This window comes from Evansella tamaricis (assembly GCF_019042215.1).
In the GTDB taxonomy this organism is placed as follows: Bacteria; Bacillota; Bacilli; order Bacillales; family Salisediminibacteriaceae; genus Evansella; species Evansella tamaricis.
This window is the reverse complement of the sequence record NZ_JAHQCS010000097.1, coordinates 1-21,502: the sequence shown is the minus strand read 5'-3', so window position 1 is coordinate 21,502 and position 21,502 is coordinate 1. Positions and strand designations below refer to the sequence as shown.

The following is a 21,502-nucleotide window of genomic DNA, read 5'->3' as shown; positions in this document are numbered from 1 at the left end:
TGGTATGTCAACACTTATGTGGACAAATATTTAAAGGTGTATTAACTTGTATTCAGACGGTGTTAAATAACCTAGTGATCCATGAATTCGAATATTATTGTACCAATGTACGTAGTCAAAAAGTTCAAGGTCAAGTTCGTGTTGGCTAGAGAAAACCTTCCCATGAACGAACTCTGTTTTGATTGTCTTGAATGTAGCTTCAGCTACGGCATTGTCATAAGGCGTTCCTTTTTCACTCAATGAGCGTTCTATACCAAAGGCTTCTAGGGCTTGATCAATCAGTTTATTTTTAAATTCACTTCCTCTATCTGTGTGGAATAATTCAAGTCTATTAAGATTGTATTTTACTGATGTGAAGGCACGCTGAACTAACTCAGCACTTTTATGAGGACCAGCGCTGTAGCCAATAATTTCACGATTATATAAATCTACTAAAACACAAATATAATGCCATTTCTGTTGAACTCGAACGTATGTTAAATCACTCACAATCACTTTCAGTTCCTGGTCTTGATCGAATTCACGGTTCAATGTATTCCCTATCTCCGATTCATTACAAGACGTTCTAGAAGGCTTGAATTGTGCTACGGTGTATTTGGAAACTAATCCTTGTTCTTTCATGATTCGGCCAATACGCCGGCGAGAAACCTTCCAACCCTTCTTTTTTAGCTCTATCTTTATCTTTCTCTGGCCATAGTTATCCCGACTTTTCTTAAAAATATCGACGATCAGATTCGTTAACTCTTCCTCTTGGTTATCTCGAATCTCTGCTTCATAATAATACGTACTTCTCGGTAGTTGTAGGACCTCGCACATTGCTGATACCGAGTATTTGTGACTGTTCTGTCGGATCACATCTACTTTCGTCCCATGATCAGCGCGGCTTGCTTTAAAATATCATTCTCCATTGCTAGTCGTTGATTTTCTTTTCGTAAACGAATTAGCTCTTCTTGTTCCGGTGTACGGTTCTCTTTCTCTTCAAAAGACCCACTATTCTGGTGCTGCCTAACCCACTTATCAAAGGCAGATGGCGTCAGCTCGTATTCTTTGATAATTTCAGCCCTTGGCTTACCAGAAGCGTGCAACTGAACTATTTGTTCCTTAAATTCTTTTGTGTAGCTCCTTCTCTCTCGTTTGGCCATTACCGATTCCCCTCAGCGTTTATTTGAATCAAGTGTATATGACCTTAACGAATCTGTCCAACCAAGTGTAACCTATCCAATATGACTTTTTTTGCAAAGGCATATGGTCTTAAGGGGAAAGACCTGAAAGAGGCAGTAAAAAGTACATTAGATTTAGTTGGACTTTTAGAACGGCAAAATGATCCTATTAAAACCTTCTCAGGAGGGATGAAACGTCGGTTAAATATTGCAGTAGCCCTAATGCATCAACCAGAGATCATTATTATGGATGAGCCTACCGTTGGAATTGATCCCCAATCAAGAAAGTATATTTTAGAGACAGTAAAGAAATTGAATCAAGATCGAAAAATGACTGTCATTTATACGAGTCACTACATGGAGGAAGTGGAGTATTTATGTGATCGTGTTTATATTATGGATTGTGGTGAAGTGATTGCATCAGGGACAAAAGATGAAATAAAAGGAATCTTATCACAGGAAAATACGGTGGAAGTTATGTTTGATCAACTGTCCGCAGAACTAATTACTACCCTCAAAGAAGATGCAAGTATTTCCTCTGTAATGGAGGATGGAAATAAATTTACAGTTATTTGTTCGGCAGAGGTCAATATACTCGAGAAATTAATGGACCTTGGAAAGAGAGAAGAACGAAAATTAGTTTCGGTACAGGTTAAGATGCCAACCTTAGAAGATGTTTTCTTACATTTGACAGGGAAAAAATTAAGGGATTGAGGGAGGAAATAAAATGGTGTTAAATTTATTGATCAAGGACCTCCTTCAATTATACCGAGACAGGAAAGAGTTGGTCATTCTATTACTTATGCCATTAATACTTATATCTATTTTAGGGTTTTCACTTCGTGGAATGATTGAAGGGGGAGATATAAGCTTAAACATTGATGTGGCAGTAGTAGATGAGGGTGAGAAAGAGGCAGAGAAAGCAAAGTTTGAACAACTGTTAAAGGAAAAATCAGTTGGAGAAGGGATGATCCAGATCTTACTTTCTCAAACAGAAGAATTATCTATTCCTGAAAAGCTTGTGGAAGGTGTATTTCAAGAGGGGGCATCTGATATCGTAACTGTATATCATGAGTCATCTTTGGAGGCTGCACTTCAAAACGAAGAAAATGTCTATGCTGCAGTTATTCACTTTCCAGAGAACTACCGGGTAAAAACATGGGAAAATTTATTTTTGGATGGGAATAAACCGGAACAAGTGAAACTTTATTTAAACGAGGAGGAATCCTTTCGAGGAAATATAATATCTGCTATTACGGAATCGTTTTATCGTGAATTATCGTTGAGTGCAGCAATTGGGAAAAGGGTCAGCAGTGAAGGAGGTAATAGCCTTTTTTCTGAGGGGAATTATGAGACATTAAGTACTACTAAGCCGTTTGCTGATCTAGCTCCAATCACTTCTTTTGAGTATTATACTATTGGGATGGCAGTGATGTTTGTTCTCTATGTAGCCACCTATTCAGCCAGCTATGCGTATACAGAAAAAGAGACGCATGTATTTGATCGGATGCTCTTGACGGAGATGAAAACTTGGAACTATGGAATTGGTAAATGGTTATCCTCTTCATTGATAGCTTTTGTTCAATTATGTGTGCTTTTCGGTTTAAGTTCGATTTTTTATAGCGTTCATTGGCAAAATATCCATGCATTTTTACTTGTGACAATTACATTAAGTATCTCTGTTGGTGCATTAGGGGTTTTCATTACTTCTTTAAATTATAAATTTGAGACGAGAAGGATAACCGATATTTTTTCCAGTGGAATTATCTCCATTCTGGCCTTTTTAGGTGGGAGTTTTGTCTCGGTAACCTCATTTTCGGAAACGCTATGGCGTATAGGTGCTTGGACACCAAATGGAGCAGCATTACAATCTTATTTACTAATTCTTCGTGGCGGTAATTGGGAAAGTATCATGCCGATGCTTGGAAATATTTTAATACTAAGTATATTTTTAATACTTCTTTCCCTCTGGATTTTTCCAAAAAGGAGGGAATTATAATGGGCACTATTATTTGGTCTTATATCCAAACTATTAAAAGGCAACCATTATTTATTTTAGGGATGATAGGTCTTACGATTCTTTTTGCTTCCATATTGGGTCAAGGAAGTTTTAGCGAAGTAACAATTCCAGCTTATACGGAAGGTCTTACAGAAGAACAGTCTGATAGTTATTTGGCCAGATTGAACGAACATGATCGTTTTCATATTCAGTTGGAAGAGAGGACCGATGTGGAGACGAAATTAAGGAAAAACGTTGCTCAAATGGCCCTAATTCTACGAGAGGGGAACTTTGAAATTCTCGTTGCCACAGAGACAGAGAACATTTACTCCCTTGAAACACATATTTCAGCATTTTACAGAGAGCAAAATTTGATTCGTACTGCCGCAGATCAATTGGGAATAGATAAAACGGAATTGGAAAAGGAGGTTCTGGCCTCATTAAACCCACAAATGTTTACTGTAGATGAAATGACTTATAAAGGTCAAACCTCATTTCTATATGATCAAGGGTTACAGGCTTTGTTTGGGTTTAGTCTCTTCTTTGTTATCTACTCGGTTATGTACATGGTCAATATCATCGTCATTCAAAAGGAGCAGGGGATTTGGGACAGGCTAATTCTCTCTGGTTTGAAAAAAACGGAAATATATCTAGGGCATCTCGTTTTCAGTTTATTACTTGGGTACATGCAAATTTTCATTGTGTTTTTCTTGTTTAAATATGCCTTTGGCGTGGAGTTCTATGGGGGATTTTGGATTACATTACTAGTGGTAATTCCCTATTTATTCGCGATTGTATCCATTGGCGTTCTAATTGCAGGATTCATTAAATCAGCCCAACAAGTGAACGTGATCATTCCCATTGTTTCTGTAAGTTTTGCTATGTTAGGTGGGGCATATTGGCCGATCGAAATTGTAACGTCTGACATAATACGGACCATCTCTTACTTTGTTCCGGTTACTTATGGAATGGAGCTTTTAAAAGGAGCGACATTGTTTCAATGGAGCTTTCATCAATTTATTTTTCCAACTGCTGTACTAGTTTTTATGGGAGTACTTGCGATGGGAGTGGGATTAAATTTGATGGAGAGGAAACAGACATAGAAGATAAAGATGAGGTTACCTAAAATATTCATGTTATATGATGATTAGGATAATCTCATCTTTCTGCTTTAAAGGGTAATAAAACTAGTATTTAAGGTGTGATAACATTATAATGGAATAGAATTTCCGTATATGATTAGTGAAACTGTTCATGAGACTAGGGAGGATATACATAGAATGATTAACGAAGCTACTTTAATACTCTCACTAATTTTTTTAATATTTTTGATTATGGCTAGTGTAGGATACTTATTTTTTATTATTATTGATCGGTTTGAAATGAGAAAATCATTTGCTACCATTTATATCATCGGTCAGGTTATTCTAAGTATGATCATTGCTTTTGGAATATACCAATTCATTGTCCCATATGTGGATCCATCAAATATTCATATTGAGAATTTGCGTAATTACAGTTTTTATTATGTATTAGGATGGAATGTTTACTTTGCGGTTCAGGCATCGGTATTCTTAGTGAACGGAATTGGTCACCAAATCTACGCAGCACGTAAATTCAAAGATGATTTTTAAAGTAATAATAGCAAACAATTAGAATTCGTATATGTCTTTAGCGGATTCTTTTTCTTCAGTGGTCATGACAGTTTTGAAATGATATACCGTTGCACCTCTTTCAGTTAGTTTACGGGAAGCAATTCCTCTGTAGGAAAAGTCCTCTAATACTTTTTCAGCCTCTGTTATCGACATCTCGCTGTTGGCAGCAAGATCAGTTACCGTAATTTTTCCATTAAGCTTTGTAACTAATTGTAATGTTGTTCGCTCAATAAATTCATTCTTTATTTTATTGGATTTTTTAAAATATGATTGAATCAAATAAACACCAAGGCCAATAACAGGAAGGGTTAAGAAAAGAAATGATGCAAATCTGGAAAAGCCTTCTTCTGCAAAGGCCTCAAAGTCAGCTGTGATTCCTGCTAGGCCAAAGATTGCTAAACCTATTCCTACGTATAATCTTGTTTTCTTCATTTTTTTCATTTTTTCCATCATCATCCCTCCAGTTTCTTTCTAGTATAGGATACTTGAATATTTTCCATTTGGCGAATCATTTATTAGTTTCTCCACCTATTTTATTAAAAGTCATTCACTCTTCTTTTTGGTCACATATACTAAGAGGGGAAAGGGGAGATGCACATGCCAAAAGTGATTTGGGGTGTAGACTCTGCTGCGGCAGCGAGTCAGGAACTATACCGATGTGTTTCAGAAAATTTTGGTCAACCGGATGTATGGGGAAGATATTTAAATACCATACCAAATGTAAGTGATGGACTTACACGAAGTGAAATCCTTTTCTTAAAGGAGAAGGGGATTAAAATTCTTCCTATCTACAATAATTTTAGGGAAGCAGTGGGATCAAGTGCAGGAAGGGTTGCTGCACAGAATGCCATCTTTAATGCCCAGCGCCTGGGGATTCCAAAAGGTGTCTTTATTTTTGCCAATGTGGAGCGTTTTTTCGATGTTGATCCAGAATGGTTGATCGCATGGGTAGAGCGGTTGGTTAATAGTGATTATCGACCTGGTATCTACTTTGATCCAACAGAAGGTCCATTTAACGAGGCATATTGTCAAGCAGTGGAAAGAAAAAGAAGTGTCTATACAAAGACGGTCCTATGGAGTGCCGAACCAGAATCTGGAATCACTCCAAAGGGTAATCATCCTATGTTTTCACCTGCAGTTCCTGATTGTGGAGCGAATGTTTGGGCATGGCAATATGGAAGGGATGCTGAGGAATGTCCAATTGATACCATCCTTGTGGATCAGAGGTTATTCGATAGTCTATACTGAACTTATACATGACGAGAAGAAGAAAGGTCATTTAAAAAGGGTAAACACTGTTTGGTATTGTAGATGCCTTTTTTTCAAAATGACCTTTTTATTATGCGCGGTTGGAATATCTGCTGTTAAAAATAAGTTTATTGTACAGCTGGTTAGAAAGATATTCGTAGAACAAGGGGGAATTAACAAGTTTATTGAAATAAAGTTTTGAACACCTGTCCGATAGCATGAGAGTTAGTGAAATGATTCACATATTGCCCCGTGAATGATCGTGATTAATCTTTAACAACCGAATAACCAAGAGTTAAAGCAGTTTCAACCATTCCTTCTGGAATAATAAAATAATTATTGTTCTCATGGTCGAAGATCGCAACGTGACCATCTCCTTCCACTAAAAACTGTTGAGCGTGCTCCCGGTTCATTAAATAGATGTCAACAGCATGAAGAAGTTCTTTCGTCACATCATAGGGCTCTTCAATAATCATATAAAGGCCCCCTTTAGGAAGAAAGTAATAGCAACCAATTAATCTCCCTTGTTCCAGTTAAATTATACCAATTTTTTTTAAAAAAAGCGAATTTCATATTTATTTTACCTTATTGATAAAGCACCCATGAAAGGGTGCTTTTATCAAATAAGGGGAACTTAAATTAGTAAGTCCAAACTGCTGCACCGATAATTACAAGCAGGATGAAAAGGACTAATACTAACGCGAAACCACCTGCAAAACCGCCACCATGGTAACCGTAAGTCATGTCATAATCCCCCTTTCTATAGAAGGTATAGTACAACTTATGAAAGCAATAATGAATGTGTGTGAATTGTTATGAAAAAAAATAAAATTCACCATTTGCTGATTGAAACTGTCTTTGATAAAGATATAAGAAAGGAGTACCAGATTGGTACCCCCCTTAGGAATTTACACTTGATTTACCATGCAGTCCATGCTGCTGCTCCAATGATTACAAGGAGGATAAACAGCACAAGTACTAAAGCAAATCCTCCTGCAAAGCCACCACCGTGACATGCGCCATATCCGTACATGAAAACACCCCCTTTCCTTGAGGGTCATTAACATTGTATGAATGTGGGAGTTCCTTGGTTTAGATTATTTGCTCTATTATAAATAAATAGGCAGTCTTGTGTAACCAACAGAAAATATCAAAAGCCAGTTCCGATGGACGGACAGGACGTTCTTATCTTTATTTTGTTGTTGAAGGGGAAGAGTTTCTCCTTAAAGTTTCTGGAACATAGACACAGAATGGTTCACTTTCTAAATAATCACCAGTAACAGCGAAAGCCCTTGACCTGGAGCCTCCACAAACAAACCGGAATTCACAGACACCGCATTTTCCTTTATATTGATTAGGATTGCGAAGTTCTTTTAAAACTGGTGATTCACGATAAATGGTTTTAAGGGACTGCTCCCGAACATTTCCAACTTTTATCGGTAAAAGCCCGCTAGGGAATACATCACCAGTATGGGAGACAAATATAAATCCATTACCGTCATTAACCCCTTTAGGGGCACGTTTTAACCCATCAATCAAATAGGCAGTATCTGTTATGGAATCCTCGTATCGAATCTCCCCAGTGCTTATTAAGTTTTCTCGAATTTTTTGCTGGATAACAACACGGCGATAATGCTGTGCTGCAGTTGTCTTAATATCATATGGAGCCGTTTTACCTAATTCATATAACCAGAGAAATACTTTTTCGTGTTCTGCAGGGGTTAAACAATCGTCCATTTGTCCACGGCCAACCGGGACTAACAAGAAGATATACCACATGACAGCTTTTAATTTACCGACTAATTTAGCCATCTTCTCCAGATCGTGATAGTTATATTTTGATATGACCGTATTAATCTGAAGTGGCATATCTAGTTCATTTAAATAATTTATTTTTTCAATTGTCAGATGAAAGGAACCAGCAGTTCCTCGAAAGTGGTCGTGTATCTCTGGAGTAGGTCCATCGAGACTAATACCCCATCTGGAAAGTCCTACCTCCTTGGCGATTAGCATTTTTTCTCTTGTCACATTATCGGTAGCACTTGGAGTCATGGATACACGCATTCCTTTTTTCACAGCGTATGCGGATAGTTCAAATAGATCTTCCCGCATCATACAGTCTCCTCCAGTGAAAACGAGCATTGGGTTATTCATGTCATGAATTTCATCAATTAGTTTAAAGCCCTCTTCCTTTGTTAATTCAAAAGGGTCTGGTTTTAGCTGAGCATCTGCACGACAATGGACACACTTCAATTGACAGGCACGTGTCACTTCCCATATTACGATAAATGGATTTTTATTATAATCAATCATAGCACCTAGATGACCCCCAGGGTGACCTTTGCTTTTTTGATGTTCACTTCCATGACCTTCTCTTTTCATTTGCATACGTGATCACCAAACTTTTCTATAATTTTGTAACCTAGAGGCTAGTACATAACATAAGTGTTCAATTGAAAATCAGAACAATACACAACCATTGCGAAGTATATTACCGGAGCGAGTGATTGTAATACTTACCATATCGTTCCGAATTTTCATTGATTAAAACACATTTGTCCCACCTTCTTTATTATATTAGTGTAAATAAGTAACAAACCTAATAAATGTTACGAAATATTTAACAATACTAACTCTTCTAAAGAAAAAATCTATCTTATGAGTTTACATAAGTAGATAGATTATCAATTCTATGAAAAATTGGCGTTTATAGTAGGAGGTTTGTCCAATCAATAAAACAATTAGCTCATAGAATACTAACAAAACTAAATATTTTTATTAGCCAAGGGAAAGGAGGAAAAAGAATGTCTAAATTTTGTGGCGAACCATTTAATCATCGCAAAAAGCAAAAGAAAAGTTTTCCCCCACCTCCGTATTTTAAGGGACATCCGAAGAAAGATAAGAAAAAGCCTGTTCCAAAAGAGAAAAAGCCTGTTAAAAAACCAAAGATTTTACCGGATAAAACTCATGTGAAAATTCCAGTTGTACTGGCAGAAGAATTGGTACAAATCGACTTGATGACGAAAATTGACTTCCCAGAACCTGTTTTAGAAATAAAAGATATTAAAAAGAACTTAAAAATAACACAATGCCGCTTATTACTCCCAACAAACAAACTATTCTTAAAAGGTTTCGTTCGAAAAAATATTCAATATGCTACACCAACTACGGGAACAAAAAAGCAAGTAGTCTCAGATATCCGTTCCTTGACCATCGATGTACCATTTGAAAAAGTGGTGGAAGTAAACTATGAAAATAAACCAGTGTTCTCTAAACATCAAGAGGATCAAGAATTTACTTTCTTCACAGAATCTCCATTACCAGATGGTTTCTCATCGAAGGATAAATTATTATCAGCGGACTTGTCGGAATTTGATCAGATTAGCGGGGAAGCATTTAACGAACTCCCATACTGTCAATTAGTAAAAAGCAGGTTCATTGAATATGATGAGTCTTTAGACCGTAATATGGGACAAGTGTACAACAGGGATCGAAAATTAATTGATGCTCCATTTGAAGAAGGAACATTTACGAAAATAGAAGAAAAAATGGTAGTAGAATTAAAGGTAAAAGTTCTTCAAAAGCAACAATTAGATGTCACTTCGAGAAAAAGGTAACTTGCAAAAGGCTCCAGGAATTATAACTGGAGCCATTCTGTTTATATTATGTTTCCAATTGCCTCAATAACAATTTCAATTGATTGATAAATCTTTTGTTATATTTTGTGATGACGTGAACCCTTGCACGGTTCAACGGAATTAGGGATAAACATCCTCTCCCTTCACAGGGGACTTCTTCTTGATCGATGGTCACTAAGTATTTTTTTCGTTTTTTACAGTGAGGACAAGTGGCACTGATCAACTGTATTTTTGCTCCCCTCGAAAACGATCCCCCCGTTTGATCTTTCGTTTCTTTCGATAATTCTTTGAATAGAACCGCGTTTGTTGCTGTTTGAGCTGTCCTCTTGATTAAGAAATCAAAAGAGAGAATTGGATCTGGGTTCTTTGTTGCTTTTTTCAAAACTGTTATATTATCGAAATCATCACATTCCAAGAGGCCGTAACCTTTTGGAATTTCCTCAAGACTTAACAATCCTGTTGGTGTAAGGAGATAAGCATAGTTAGCAATCGAATGATAGCCGAACGAGGAATGGAGAACCTCATCACGGCGAAAATCCTCTCTGGAAACCTTGACTTCTATGATTCTGGATTCTGTCCGCTTAAAGTTGATTCCAAGTGCATCTGCAATAACCCTTTTTCGGTGAAAAAAAAGTTTCACTTCATTGGCACATAAGTCGGTTACTTTCCCTTTTAGCCAATAGAGGGACTGTTTTTTTAAATGTTCATGGAGTCTGCTTTCCATTGTAAAGTCTTCCTTTCGAAAAGGGAATTGAGGTCAAAGTGAAATAATCTTTGTATAATAGAATAACAGATTAATGAATATGGGTAAAAATTCATCAATCTATTTAATTCTATTCTTGTTTAACATTTACACTCAAAGAAATGAGTATCCAATCACATCTAGCGGTATTGTGGTTCAAGGACAAGATGACAATACCATAATTACATACAGAAAACTATACTTATTAAGTTTTCTTTCCCACAAAAAATTTCGGATAAAAATTACACTTATTGAAAGGATTTGATCGCTAGAAGGCGAATGGATATAAAACTGAACTGTATGAGGAATCATTTTAAACGGAGGGGGCACATACCGATGGACAAAAAGTACGACCATGTATTAACTAGCATTGAAAAAAATCTTTCCAGTGTTGTTTACGGAAAGGGAAAAGAAAGTAAACTATTGATTATTGCCCTTTTATCAGGGGGGCATGTGCTGATAGAAGGTGTTCCGGGAACTGGTAAAACGATGCTCATTAAAACATTGGCGAAATCGATAGAAAGTGAGTTTAGGAGAATACAATGTAATCCTGATTTATTGCCAACAGATATTACCGGATTCTCCATTTATCACCCGAAGGATGAACAGTTTGTTTTTCGTCCTGGACCAGTAATGACAAACTTCCTTCTAATTGATGAAATAAATCGTGCTTCCACAAAAACTCAATCTGCACTTCTAGAAGCAATGGAAGAAAAACAGGTGACTGTTGACGGGATAGTATATCCAATACCTGAGCCATTTTTTGTGATGGCGACCCAGAATCCTATTGAATTTGAAGGGACTTACCTTTTACCGGAAGCACAATTAGACCGATTTATGATGAAATTCCATTTAGGTTATCCTGAAAAAAAGACAGAGAAGGAAATACTATATTCCCACGGCAGTTTCAGCATTCCAGAAATTAAAGCGGTTACAAATTTAGCTACTCTTCAAGAAATTCAAAGGGATGTGTCACAAGTCTATGTGTCAGAAAGTGTTGTAGACTATCTCTTGACGATTGCCGAAAAAACAAGGACTCACCCTTCCATCTTTTTAGGTGTTAGTCCAAGGGGAACACTTGCATTAATGGATGGAGTGAAGGCATTAGCATATCTAGAAAAGCGGGATTTTGTAACCCCAGATGATGTGAAAACGTTACTTCCATATGTTTTTTTCCATCGGATGATTCTTGAACCGGAAGCACAGATGAATGGGAACACAGTGGAATCCATAATGGAAACCGTCTTGGAAGAGGTGGAGGTCCCCATAAGATTGGAGAAGTGATGGTATGTTACAGCAATGGAAGGAATATTGGATGCCGAAAGATCAGCAAACGTTATTTGTAGGAATACTACTGGTTTGGTTCTGTAGTACTCTCTTCTTTCTGTTTGCTGGAGGAAAACTTTCTTTTATTCTCTTTTTGATCATGTCGATCATTACCGTTTACCTTATGATGCTGACTAGATGGAGCGGAATTAAGGAGATTACTGGAAAAAGGATAATTACTAAGCCAATGGGTAAACAACGTATTGAGTCGGATGATACTTTAACTGTTAGCATGACATTTAAAATACCTGGATTTTGGCCATTACCATATGTCTTTATAAAAGACCAGGTCAAACATCATCACGCGGGGGAGACTCTCTATGAATCTTCGTTTGTTCCAGATTATTACCGAAGTGGATCCATTGTTTACACTATTCCCAGTTTAAGGCGTGGGAAGTATGAGTTTGGAGAGACGGAGTGCTCAACTGTGGATTTACTAAATTTATTTGAACATAAGAGTTCTCTGAAACTTCCAGTTTCCTTAAACGTTTTTCCCCGTACAATACCAATTAGAAAATGGTCATCCATTGCACGGGTGAAAAAATCAGAATCGTACCCTTTGACAACTCCTATTTTTCAAAAGGAAACAACGGAAATGGATGGAGTGAAGGAGTATATTCAAGGAGACAGATTATCCAAAATTCATTGGAAAGCATCTGCTAAAACAGGAATATTAAAATCAAAAGAATTCATCAAGGAGTCGAAACCAAGAATAAATCTGTTACTCGACCAATTTCCCCTTGTCTACCAATCAGATAGACAGTTTGAATTAGCAGTGTCTGTAGCTGCTTCCCTTATTCAATATACAGAGAAAAACCACCTCCCAACAGGGTTGTTTTCTCCAGGATGTAACATTCGATACTTTGAACCAAAGGGGAATACGACTTTTTTTCATCAGTTAGAGAACCATTTACTTGAAGTGAATAAGGACGGAAAGTTTCCAATTTATGAAGTAATGTTCGATCGTAGATTTAGACAAATGACAGATAGTACATTAGTAATCATTTCACCAGACACAAGCGAGGACTTTTATCAACGCCTCAAATGGTTAAAAAGAATGAATATTCATGCCTGTCATATATGGGTTTCACCAGAGGAAGATACGGAGCATTCGCACTGGCAAAAAGCATTATTTAAACATAATATCCTGTTTTATCGAGTTGGAGAGTTAAAGGAATTGCCTGCTGTTTTAGGGGGCGATTATATATGAAAGGAATAGACGTTTTAAACCGTGCTGTGATTGTTTTAACAGGTGTGTTTCTCTCTACTTTTTTATCTTGGTTTTCAGCATATTGGCTACCAGAAACAAGGACTGTTGTCCTCTCCGTTCTCATTATTATTTGCTTAACAGAAATGGTTCCTTATTTAAATTCTTGGTTACGTAGATTGTTCCAATTACTGATTGTTGTTTTTTGGATGTTTCATCTTTTCGGATGGGAATTGATTCCTCCTGAGTCCATTTCATGGGGATTGGTGTTGGAGAGTGTTTGGAACCATTTCCTTCGCTTAGAGGTGCTCTATCCTTTTATATGGTTTGCAATCGGCACTTGGGTTATATACATCTTTTTTATCCGATGGTTCGAGTCAAAAATGAGGACTTTGCTAACCGTTCTCCCATGTACAATTATCATGGCTGTTTTAGATACTTTTACTTATCATGAGTTAGTCAGTAATATAATCCTCATGATATGTTCTGTTCTCTTACTCCTTGTTGTCCATCATTTCAGGAGTTTAAAGAATAAAAGTCCAGATGGCTGGGATCATTTAAAAGATTATCCCGAAACAGTTTATGTTCCTATACTACTATTCTTTTTGATAGTACTGGTAGCGTCCATTTTTACCCCTGACAGGATGGGACCTCTACTGACAGACCCTTATACCGCATGGAAAAATTACCGGGGGGAGGAAACGGCAATTTCCCCTTATACGGACTCGGAATTGGATTTGGGAAGTTCAAGATCGGAGGAGCGATTATCGGGATATGGACGAGATGACCGGGAATTAGGTGGGAGTTTTAACTTTGACTATTCTCCAGTGATGACTGTGGAGACGACGGATGCTACATATCTTAGGGGAGAAACACGTTATTACTATACAGGACTTGGCTGGGAATCATCTGATACATCCTATCATTTAAACAATGCTTTTTATTTTTCAGAAGAGCATATCGAAATGGGAGAAAGAAAAGGTAACTCTTTGGAAAATCGGTCTTTATTGCAAACAAAAGAAGTGACACAAACGATTACATTTTCTAATGAATTATATTCAGGTACAGCATTATTTGGTGCTTATTCTATTGATAACCTGGAAATAGAAGAGGTAGCAGAGCGTGAGGAAGTTTTGGATGTGAACCAACCAGTAGTGGAAGGGATGGAAGATATTTCAACTAGTGTCGGAGAAGGTGCCCATTCGTCCTTTCTTTGGCTGCCGTATGTGGAAGAACTTCATTTTTTAGAAATGGAAAGTTTATTTCCAAGAAAATATACCATTGTTTCACAGGTGCCTATGATCGATGAAGGGGCTTTAAGGAAAGTGGATCATGTAGAAGACAAGCAAGACTGGAGCATGTATTTACAATTGCCAGGTGATCTCCCAGAACGTGTATCGGATTTGGCACTGGAAATTACTACAGATAAAGAAAATCAGTATGATCAAGTGAAAGCAATCGAAACCTTTTTAAAAGAGTCATTTCCCTATACAACTGAACCGGACGAAAGTCTTGGAACAAGCGGGGATTTCGTGGATCGATTTTTATTTGAGGTACAAGAGGGGTACTGCGATTATTTTTCCACGGCAATGGTTGTATTAACGAGAACGCTTGATATACCTTCTAGATGGGTAAAGGGTTATACACAAGGAACTAGAAATGAGGAGCATAATTATTTTCAAGAACACATGGCACCATTTGGCGCAGGTGTCTATCAAGTGCGGAATGCTAATGCCCATTCTTGGGTAGAGGTTTATTTCGATGGTTATGGATGGCTACCATTTGAACCGACTGCATCTTTTTCTGCGCCAAGTATTTATGTTCAAGAGGATATGGAAGTATCTGTTCAGATGGAGGAAAGGGAGTCTAATCAAGGGGATGACAGGTTCTTTGCAGGCGGATATAAAGTGGTTATTTCGATCCTTACTATGGTTGTAATTACCGTATGTATACTTCTTTTTATTGTCTCAATTTGGCGAAAGAAAGGCTTGAAACATTTTTTAAAATGGTGGAATTCGGGACGGGATTTAACCAATAATGACAAGGTGATAATGGAAGTGGAAAGACTATTACGTTTTGCACACCGGAAAGGGTTTAAAAGTTTTCATGGGGATACGTTTAAGGAAACTGCAGATCGCTGGGTATATCAAGATATTCATTTGGAGACAGAGTTGAGAATCATTCAAACTCTTTTTGATAAAGGGAGATATGGCAATGCTTCTATAACAGATCAAGAATTACAGCAAGTTCTGGAGGCCATTAGGAAAGTTAGAGACAAATTTAATAAAAAATAAATAACGGGGGTATCCTTTCAATTACTATAGAAGGGATACCTTTTTATATTGGAAAAGATTCATGAAATCTTACGAATTGTTTCGGAAAGTTTTATACTAATGTGGGATGATGGTAGGAAAGATGAACCTCACAAACAGGAGTTTTATTACTACATTTTTGGAAAGGTAGATAAAAGAATATGAAACAGTTTGGATTTTTATTTGATTTGGATCGTTGTACTGGGTGCAATGCTTGTGTCATTTCCTGTTTGAATGAAAACTGTCAATCTAGCAGAAGTTTAAGAAGAGTAATCTTAGCTAATAACAAATTTTTTCTATCTATTTCTTGTAACCATTGTTCTCAACCAGAGTGCTTACAAATATGCCCTAAAATAGCTTTTAAAAAAAGAGATAATGGGGTAGTAGAATTAAATCATAATCGGTGTGATGGCTGTGGGCTCTGTGTAACTGTTTGTCCATATGGTGCCATTCAAGTTAATTCTCTGACAGGAATAGTAGAAAAATGTAATATGTGCAATATCGAAAGTTTAGAATCCAATCTCCCACCCTGTATACAGGCATGTCAAACTTCTGCCCTTCAATTGAGCAATTTGTACAGTGAAATACATGAAAACGTGGTCACCGATCTGGAAGGTTTTCCGAATCCTCATATAACAAAACCTTCCTTAAGAATAGTTTCAAGAAAAATGAAACGAAATAGTTGGAATAACTAAAATATACCAATTCTGATTAGTTGGAAATCGATGTTTTTTGGATAAATAAACCAAATAATTATCATATTTTCCTATGCCAATTCGACTAGATGGGACAAAAATACTAAAAAATGTTTCCAAATCCTTGTGTTTTTTGTAATAATAGATAAAGTAATACTAGAGAGTATTAATAAAATGATAGAAAAAATCAGTTTCTGTCATTTCAGTATGTAGTAAGAAAGGAGGGACCCCTTTTTGTTTGGGGAAAGCCTTGAAAAAACGAAATAAAAAATATCCAAAATGGAATATTATTCTTTCTTCAGGACCGGGCGAAGCAGTCAGAAGGTTTCAATTATCCAAAAGTCTCTTCGTTCAGAGTTTAGTAATCATTGGTTTATTACCTCTTGTCATCACCGGTTTAATGTTTCAGATGAATCATCTAGCTAATGAAAAAGAAGTATTATATGCCACGATTGAAGAAAAGGATTCTACAATTAAGCAGAAGGATAATGAAATAGCAGGGGCAAAAGAGGAATATAGCAGATTACAGGAAGATGTATTAGATGTACAACTTACGATTGAGGAATTTAAAGCTTTTGAATCACAATTAAATGAATTAGAACTGGAAATTCCATCGGAGGTAGAAGATGTTATTACCGGTAGCAGTGGTGGAATGGAGTTTCCGGAAAGTACTGAAGACACTGGATCGAATGTTACTTCTACTCTAGTAGATATGAAAAGCGAATTGCCTAAACTGATTAATAGTTTTGAACAAACTGTAGAGCGTATTGCTGAATACGAGGAAAAACTGAGGACAACACCCACAATTTTTCCTGCAGCAGAAGGAAGAATTACTTCTAGATTTGGAAACCGCCGTGATCCATTTACAGCGTGGACGAGATTCCATTCGGGTATTGATATTGCTGCACCACTAAATACTCCTATATACGCTGGAGCAGATGGCACAGTCATTCATGCAGGTTCAAATGGAGGATATGGCCTAACTGTAATGATTAAGCACAGTGGTACATATGAGACCCTTTATGCGCACTTAAACCACATTGATGTTGAAGTAGGTGACAAAGTGACTAAAGGTGATCAGATAGGTGGAATGGGAACAACTGGACGTAGCACAGGTGTTCACCTCCATTATGAGATTAAGAGAAACGGTGAGTTGATCGACCCGTATACGTACATTACATTTCATCAAGGGGATTCGGAAGAATAGTATAATTATCCGCTGGAGGTAAACTATGTTTTCAAATAAAAAGAATGAAAAACAACTAAATGAAATATCTACAGTAATTGGCGAACTGACTACCGTTGAGGGGAATCTAAACGTAGAATCAAGTATTCGTATCGACGGAAAAGTATATGGTGAAGTTATTTGCTCTGGGGATGTCACAGTCGGGAAAGATGGATATGTGGAAAGAAACTTAAAGGCTAGGAATCTATTTATCGCAGGAAAAGTCTGTGGAGATGTGGAAGTTGAGAATAAAGTTCATATTCTAGAAACGGGATTCTTTGAAGGTTCTGCAACTATGAGTACTATAGTGATTGAAGAGAACGGACAGTTTCAAGGTAAAAGTCTCATGAAACAAAGTGGAGACGGGAAACAGGTTGTTACTCTCGAAAGTGAAAACAATGTCGATGAAAAAACAAGCTAATTTTCTGAAATGTGTTTAAAAAAATTAAAATAAGGAGGCTGTCCCTAGTGACTCAGAAAGAGTTTTATAAGCGGACAGTCTTTTATTTGTCTTTCCACTATACAACATTGATTAAGAGGATACTTGAAACATATTATTGAAGCCATGGGGGAGACCGACATGATCATAGAATTAGGGTGGATAAACATAGTAGTTGTCATAATTTGTGCATTGTTAATAGGTGTATCTAAGACAGGATTGCCTACTTTAGGTATCCTTGTAGTAGCTACAATGGCAACTGTTTTTCCAGCAAGGGAGTCGATCGGGATCGTTCTTCCTATGTTAATAATTGCAGATGTCGTCGCAGTTACATACTATCGTCGAAGTGTAAATTGGAAAACACTTTTTTCTTTAGTTCCTTGGGTTCTTGGAGGAATCGTCATTGGATTTATACTTTTATATACAATCGTAATGAGCAGACCAATAGAAATCATCTTGGGGGTTATCATACTAGTATTAATAGTGCTTCAGTTTTCAAGGGAACGCTGGGGTGTAACGTGGACAGAGACATTACCACAATCAAAGATCTTTATCGGGATAATGGGAACTCTTGCAGGTTTTACAACGATGATAGGTAATGCTGCGGGGCCAATTATGGCTGTCTTTTTATTAGCTATAGCGCTGCCCAAAAAAGAGTTGATTGGAACCGGTGCGTGGTTTTTTCTTTCTGTAAACCTTATAAAAGTCCCAATGTATGGCTATTTAGGGTTGATTACTTTTGATTCAATCGGGCTAAATTTATGGTTAATTCCGGCTATCTTAATAGGAGCGTTTCTCGGAATTAAGCTTGTCCCACTCATTCCACAGAAGCATTTTAATACGATTATATTAATTTTAGCAATGGTTGGTGGTATTCGTTTGTTATTGCCATGATAGTGATCATTGGATTAGGTAGTAAAAAATTTTTGTTGGAAGCATGGGAGATAATTGTACAACAAGTGTCTCCCTTTGCTAAATGTGCTTGAAACTACAATCCATTTCCTACAGAACTTAGGGATTAAATACTTTCATCAACTCTTTTTTCCTGCCGGAAAACATGAACCACAGCAATACACTAATGACCTGGCGGGGAAGATAGGCCTCATATTCCACTATGTCCCTCATCTGAATCACACCTTCGTTTACTTCGAATTCATGAATATGTTTCCACTTTCTAAAAGGAAATGGAATCTTTTGGCCAACATCAATAAAATAAGATTCTACCTTCATATCTATAATTTTCGAATGCCATTTTAAGCGGAATAAATAAAAGTTTAGTTCCATTTCTATTTTATTTCCAATGGTTGTAACTGGATTAGACAGGATTATCACTTTAGGGAAGGGAGTTATTTTTGCCAGATTATCAGCACTGGAAAAAAATCTCCATAAATCATGTAATTCCGTTGATTCTTTTGAAAAATTGGATATATATTCGAAAGTTCCATTACCCATGATAGACTACCCCTTTAAAGAGAGTTTTCATCATTTTATCCTATTGAATCAACTAGTGTAAAGTGCTCAAACTATGAGAAATTATCTAATTGTTGTTAGTTTTATAGACTTTTTCACTGAAAGTGATTAAAATGATAGATAGTTATATACAAAGGGGTTTTTCTTATGAAACTATGGTTTAAGAAACTATCAGTCGTACTTATTACCTTCATGACTCTTGGCATGTTTATTCCCCCTACGTATTTGGAAGCTAATGCAGATCTTAACGAGGTCGTAACATCATCAAAATCCGCTGTTAATGATAGTAATGATATTAATGATACTGATGAGACGGTATTCATTGAGCACACCTTAGAGGAAAGTAAGGAAACAGAGCCAGATTCCAGTGATTATTATATTTCCTATATTGCCGAACGGGCAAAAGAGCAAACGCTAACAAAATTAGGACCGAAGATTGTACAACAGGTGGAGCAAGACTTAGTAACTACTATCTTACCAAATATGGAAGAGATTCTAAAAATCCTATCTCAAGAAAAAGGGAAAGAAAATTTACATTACTTAGAGATAACTGAAGTGCCATCGGAAGGATACGGAGAGAAGATCTTCCATGTGTATGATCATCTCACAATGAAGGATGTTGCGAGATTCCACGTGAGGCGTGATAATCGTCCGAAAGAAGGCTATTGGTTTAATTTTCATTATCATTTAGAAAAAGATGGTTTTGAAGAGCATCATCAAATAGGTGATGTTTACTGGGATAAAAACACACCACCAAAATGGATGTCATAATAAAAATGGGTACAGTTTCATAGTATTCGTGAGGAGAAAAATGAAATTTAACAGCAATTCATCGACTAATTAGTTACCTAATTGGACGTCATCTTTTTAGTTGATATATAAGGATTTTTCAGATATTATAGCAAACTTAAAAACAACATAATAATACCTTATTCATTAGAGCAATGATAAAATGAGAGCTACTAGCCTTTCTAGAAAAGGGTTTAATTTTACCGAGATTGCACAGAAAAAACGGTCTACTCCAATAGTAGGCCGTTTTTATGGTTTAATTATGGTTTTATTCTTCAAAAAACGCTTACCGGTCAGTTGAAGAAGAATGAACAATACTTTTAACGTAATTAAAGAGATGGACTTTGAAAAGTTCCAAGGTATTTTAGAAATGGATGAAACGTACTTTACTCTGAAAAAGGAAAACGTAAAATAGTTGAAAGAAAGGGAAGAAAACGTGGCGGAGCATCAAAGAAAAGCGGCATAAGTAATGAACAAGTCTCCGTTCTTGAGGGTCTTGAACTTACAGGTTTAAATCTGATGGAAAAGAGCGTGTTATAGGTGTCTATCATGTACAAATGTAAATAGTTATCATAACCGACTTAAAGGCTGGATAAACCGTTTTAATGGCGTGGCTACAAAATACCTTGACCATTATTGTGTTGGTTTCAATTCATTGATGGCATCAAACATCGTAACAATGATGAGATAGTTAGTAAAATGATTGTTGAAAGCTGTCTATCAATTGGTGTTACGTATGATACACTGCGACTATTAGATATCAAGAATTGACTACCAATTAAACAGCCTTTTTGAAGAAAAAAATTAGAATTTTAGAAACCTTTCTTTTGAATAATACGTATTTGTCGTATAAGGGGGTATAATATGACTATCACCGTTTTCGTAATTCTAGGTATCGGTTCTCTGTTACTATTTAACTGGTTAATGGGTTACAAAAAAGGAAATATAACAATTGATTTCGAAGAGCGCTATTTCAATCAAAAAGAATATGTAGAAGCTATAAAAAACAAACTTGAAAATGAAGGTAAAGAAGTCTACTACAAAGGAAATAGCAGGTTCAAGATAGACGGGAAAAATTATCTGCTTATCGAGAGAAATGTTAGTATGGGAGGAGCTCCCTTGCAAAGAACAATCTTAAAACTTGAAAAATAATTTACTAACCTAGATAAGGAACCTTACTAATTTTAGGTTCCTTATAATTTTGGGCAAAAACAACAATAACCTTTAACATAGCTATGGACTTCTAGCTACTTCTTCGAATACGCTGTCCATCGAGCGTTTACATCAGTGGCAGCACGCGAGCGATGCTGCCCTTCGAGTTGCCTCGACGGACAGGACGTCCTAATATCGGGCATGCCACAGGACGTGGCTCTTTGCCCGATGGACGGACAGGACGTCCTAATATCGGGCATGCCACAGGACGTGGCTCTTTGCCCGATGGACGGATAAACTTCAGATCGATGCTTGTAGAGGAAGAGGCACTGCCCTACCCTACGCTCGTGTTCATAGGCGCTTACGCTTTTCATAAAAGGTAAGAAAGTGTAAGTTTTTGCACCTTCGGGCAAGTTGTCCAGCTCCAGCGCCTACTCGCTACGGG

The 21,502-nt window shown here is 36.9% G+C and carries 24 protein-coding genes and 1 pseudogene; 17 read left to right on the top strand and 8 right to left on the bottom strand.

From position 1 onward, the window contains the following. Positions 1-30: 30 nt before the first annotated feature. Positions 31-1,142 (bottom strand): IS3 family transposase gene (locus tag KS419_RS11475; RefSeq protein WP_217066546.1). Its coding sequence is split into 2 segments (ribosomal slippage): positions 31-893 and positions 893-1,142, totalling 1,113 coding nucleotides; the frame shifts between segments, so codons are not numbered across the junction. Positions 1,143-1,223: 81 nt separating this feature from the next. Here KS419_RS11475 and KS419_RS11470 point away from each other — a divergent pair. The 4 genes from KS419_RS11470 to KS419_RS11455 all read left to right on the top strand — a co-directional run bounded on the left by KS419_RS11470 (position 1,224) and on the right by KS419_RS11455 (position 4,793). Then, positions 1,224-1,874: an ABC transporter ATP-binding protein gene (locus KS419_RS11470; protein ID WP_217066545.1), complete on the top strand. Its 651-nt coding sequence runs from the start codon at positions 1,224-1,226 to the stop codon at positions 1,872-1,874. A gap of 13 nt (positions 1,875-1,887) precedes the next feature. Beyond that, entirely contained in the window at positions 1,888-3,159 is a 1,272-nt protein-coding gene (locus tag KS419_RS11465; RefSeq protein WP_217066544.1) for an ABC transporter permease, read from the top strand. Next, entirely contained in the window at positions 3,159-4,262 is a 1,104-nt protein-coding gene (locus tag KS419_RS11460) for an ABC transporter permease (protein WP_217066543.1), read from the top strand. The genes KS419_RS11465 and KS419_RS11460 overlap by 1 nt, the downstream gene beginning before the upstream one ends. Before the next feature lie 177 nt (positions 4,263-4,439). Beyond that, on the top strand, positions 4,440-4,793 hold the full coding sequence (locus tag KS419_RS11455; protein ID WP_217066542.1) for a hypothetical protein: 354 nt from the start codon (positions 4,440-4,442) through the stop codon (positions 4,791-4,793). An 18-nt stretch (positions 4,794-4,811) separates the two neighbouring features. Here KS419_RS11455 and KS419_RS11450 read toward each other — a convergent pair whose 3' ends face one another. Further along, entirely contained in the window at positions 4,812-5,264 is a 453-nt protein-coding gene (locus tag KS419_RS11450) for a hypothetical protein (protein ID WP_217066541.1), read from the bottom strand. Between the two features lie 147 nt (positions 5,265-5,411). On the opposite strand from KS419_RS11450, the gene KS419_RS11445 reads away from it, so the two are divergent. Continuing rightward, positions 5,412-6,062: a glycoside hydrolase domain-containing protein gene (locus KS419_RS11445; RefSeq protein WP_217066540.1), complete on the top strand. Its 651-nt coding sequence runs from the start codon at positions 5,412-5,414 to the stop codon at positions 6,060-6,062. Between the two features lie 266 nt (positions 6,063-6,328). Here the strand turns inward: KS419_RS11445 and KS419_RS11440 are convergent, their stop codons facing one another. The 4 genes from KS419_RS11440 to KS419_RS11425 all read right to left on the bottom strand — a co-directional run bounded on the left by KS419_RS11440 (position 6,329) and on the right by KS419_RS11425 (position 8,375). Further along, on the bottom strand, positions 6,329-6,538 hold the full coding sequence (locus KS419_RS11440) for a hypothetical protein (protein ID WP_217066539.1): 210 nt from the start codon (positions 6,536-6,538) through the stop codon (positions 6,329-6,331). 163 nt (positions 6,539-6,701) lie between these two features. After that, positions 6,702-6,806 (bottom strand): YjcZ family sporulation protein, encoded by a 105-nt coding sequence (locus KS419_RS11435; RefSeq protein ID WP_217066538.1) that lies wholly within the window; start codon positions 6,804-6,806, stop codon positions 6,702-6,704. 175 nt (positions 6,807-6,981) lie between these two features. Then, positions 6,982-7,095 carry a YjcZ family sporulation protein gene (locus KS419_RS11430; RefSeq protein WP_217066537.1) on the bottom strand — a complete coding sequence of 38 codons (114 nt, stop codon included), beginning with the start codon at positions 7,093-7,095 and terminating at the stop codon, positions 6,982-6,984. A 158-nt stretch (positions 7,096-7,253) separates the two neighbouring features. After that, positions 7,254-8,375 carry a TIGR04053 family radical SAM/SPASM domain-containing protein gene (locus tag KS419_RS11425; protein WP_217066548.1) on the bottom strand — a complete coding sequence of 374 codons (1,122 nt, stop codon included), beginning with the start codon at positions 8,373-8,375 and terminating at the stop codon, positions 7,254-7,256. 491 nt (positions 8,376-8,866) lie between these two features. On the opposite strand from KS419_RS11425, the gene KS419_RS11420 reads away from it, so the two are divergent. After that, positions 8,867-9,679, top strand: coding sequence for a CsxC family protein (locus KS419_RS11420; protein ID WP_217066536.1), 813 nt, complete (start codon positions 8,867-8,869; stop codon positions 9,677-9,679). 46 nt (positions 9,680-9,725) lie between these two features. Here KS419_RS11420 and KS419_RS11415 read toward each other — a convergent pair whose 3' ends face one another. Continuing rightward, positions 9,726-10,424 (bottom strand): hypothetical protein, encoded by a 699-nt coding sequence (locus KS419_RS11415; protein WP_217066535.1) that lies wholly within the window; start codon positions 10,422-10,424, stop codon positions 9,726-9,728. A gap of 348 nt (positions 10,425-10,772) precedes the next feature. Between KS419_RS11415 and KS419_RS11410 the strand changes: the two genes are divergently transcribed. From KS419_RS11410 to KS419_RS11380, 7 genes are all read left to right on the top strand, one after another. Then, positions 10,773-11,726 carry an AAA family ATPase gene (locus KS419_RS11410; protein ID WP_217066547.1) on the top strand — a complete coding sequence of 318 codons (954 nt, stop codon included), beginning with the start codon at positions 10,773-10,775 and terminating at the stop codon, positions 11,724-11,726. Positions 11,727-11,730: 4 nt separating this feature from the next. After that, a complete protein-coding gene (locus KS419_RS11405; RefSeq protein WP_217066534.1) occupies positions 11,731-12,978 on the top strand; it encodes a DUF58 domain-containing protein in 1,248 nt (415 codons plus the stop codon). Next, positions 12,975-15,269 (top strand): transglutaminase TgpA family protein, encoded by a 2,295-nt coding sequence (locus KS419_RS11400; protein ID WP_217066533.1) that lies wholly within the window; start codon positions 12,975-12,977, stop codon positions 15,267-15,269. Before KS419_RS11405 ends, KS419_RS11400 begins: the two co-directional genes overlap by 4 nt. Before the next feature lie 179 nt (positions 15,270-15,448). Further along, positions 15,449-15,982, top strand: a complete 534-nt coding sequence (locus tag KS419_RS25635) for a 4Fe-4S dicluster domain-containing protein (protein WP_217066532.1) — start codon at positions 15,449-15,451, stop codon at positions 15,980-15,982. Between the two features lie 250 nt (positions 15,983-16,232). Then, positions 16,233-17,189, top strand: coding sequence for a M23 family metallopeptidase (locus tag KS419_RS11390; protein ID WP_217066531.1), 957 nt, complete (start codon positions 16,233-16,235; stop codon positions 17,187-17,189). 25 nt (positions 17,190-17,214) lie between these two features. Then, a complete protein-coding gene (locus KS419_RS11385; protein WP_217066530.1) occupies positions 17,215-17,628 on the top strand; it encodes a bactofilin family protein in 414 nt (137 codons plus the stop codon). A 159-nt stretch (positions 17,629-17,787) separates the two neighbouring features. Beyond that, the gene (locus KS419_RS11380; RefSeq protein ID WP_217066529.1) at positions 17,788-18,540 is read left to right on the top strand and encodes a sulfite exporter TauE/SafE family protein; all 753 of its coding nucleotides are present in this window, start codon (positions 17,788-17,790) and stop codon (positions 18,538-18,540) included. A 117-nt stretch (positions 18,541-18,657) separates the two neighbouring features. Here the strand turns inward: KS419_RS11380 and KS419_RS11375 are convergent, their stop codons facing one another. After that, positions 18,658-19,098 (bottom strand): SRPBCC family protein, encoded by a 441-nt coding sequence (locus tag KS419_RS11375; protein ID WP_217066528.1) that lies wholly within the window; start codon positions 19,096-19,098, stop codon positions 18,658-18,660. A gap of 165 nt (positions 19,099-19,263) precedes the next feature. On the opposite strand from KS419_RS11375, the gene KS419_RS11370 reads away from it, so the two are divergent. The 4 genes and pseudogenes from KS419_RS11370 to KS419_RS11355 all read left to right on the top strand — a co-directional run bounded on the left by KS419_RS11370 (position 19,264) and on the right by KS419_RS11355 (position 21,440). Continuing rightward, on the top strand, positions 19,264-19,887 hold the full coding sequence (locus KS419_RS11370) for a YpjP family protein (RefSeq protein ID WP_217066527.1): 624 nt from the start codon (positions 19,264-19,266) through the stop codon (positions 19,885-19,887). A gap of 340 nt (positions 19,888-20,227) precedes the next feature. Beyond that, positions 20,228-20,676: pseudogene (locus KS419_RS11365) on the top strand (IS1595 family transposase); the annotation flags it as partial. Between the two features lie 93 nt (positions 20,677-20,769). After that, entirely contained in the window at positions 20,770-21,057 is a 288-nt protein-coding gene (locus tag KS419_RS11360) for a hypothetical protein (protein ID WP_217066526.1), read from the top strand. A 167-nt stretch (positions 21,058-21,224) separates the two neighbouring features. Then, a complete protein-coding gene (locus tag KS419_RS11355) occupies positions 21,225-21,440 on the top strand; it encodes a hypothetical protein (protein WP_217066525.1) in 216 nt (71 codons plus the stop codon). The last annotated feature ends 62 nt before the right edge of the window (positions 21,441-21,502 follow it).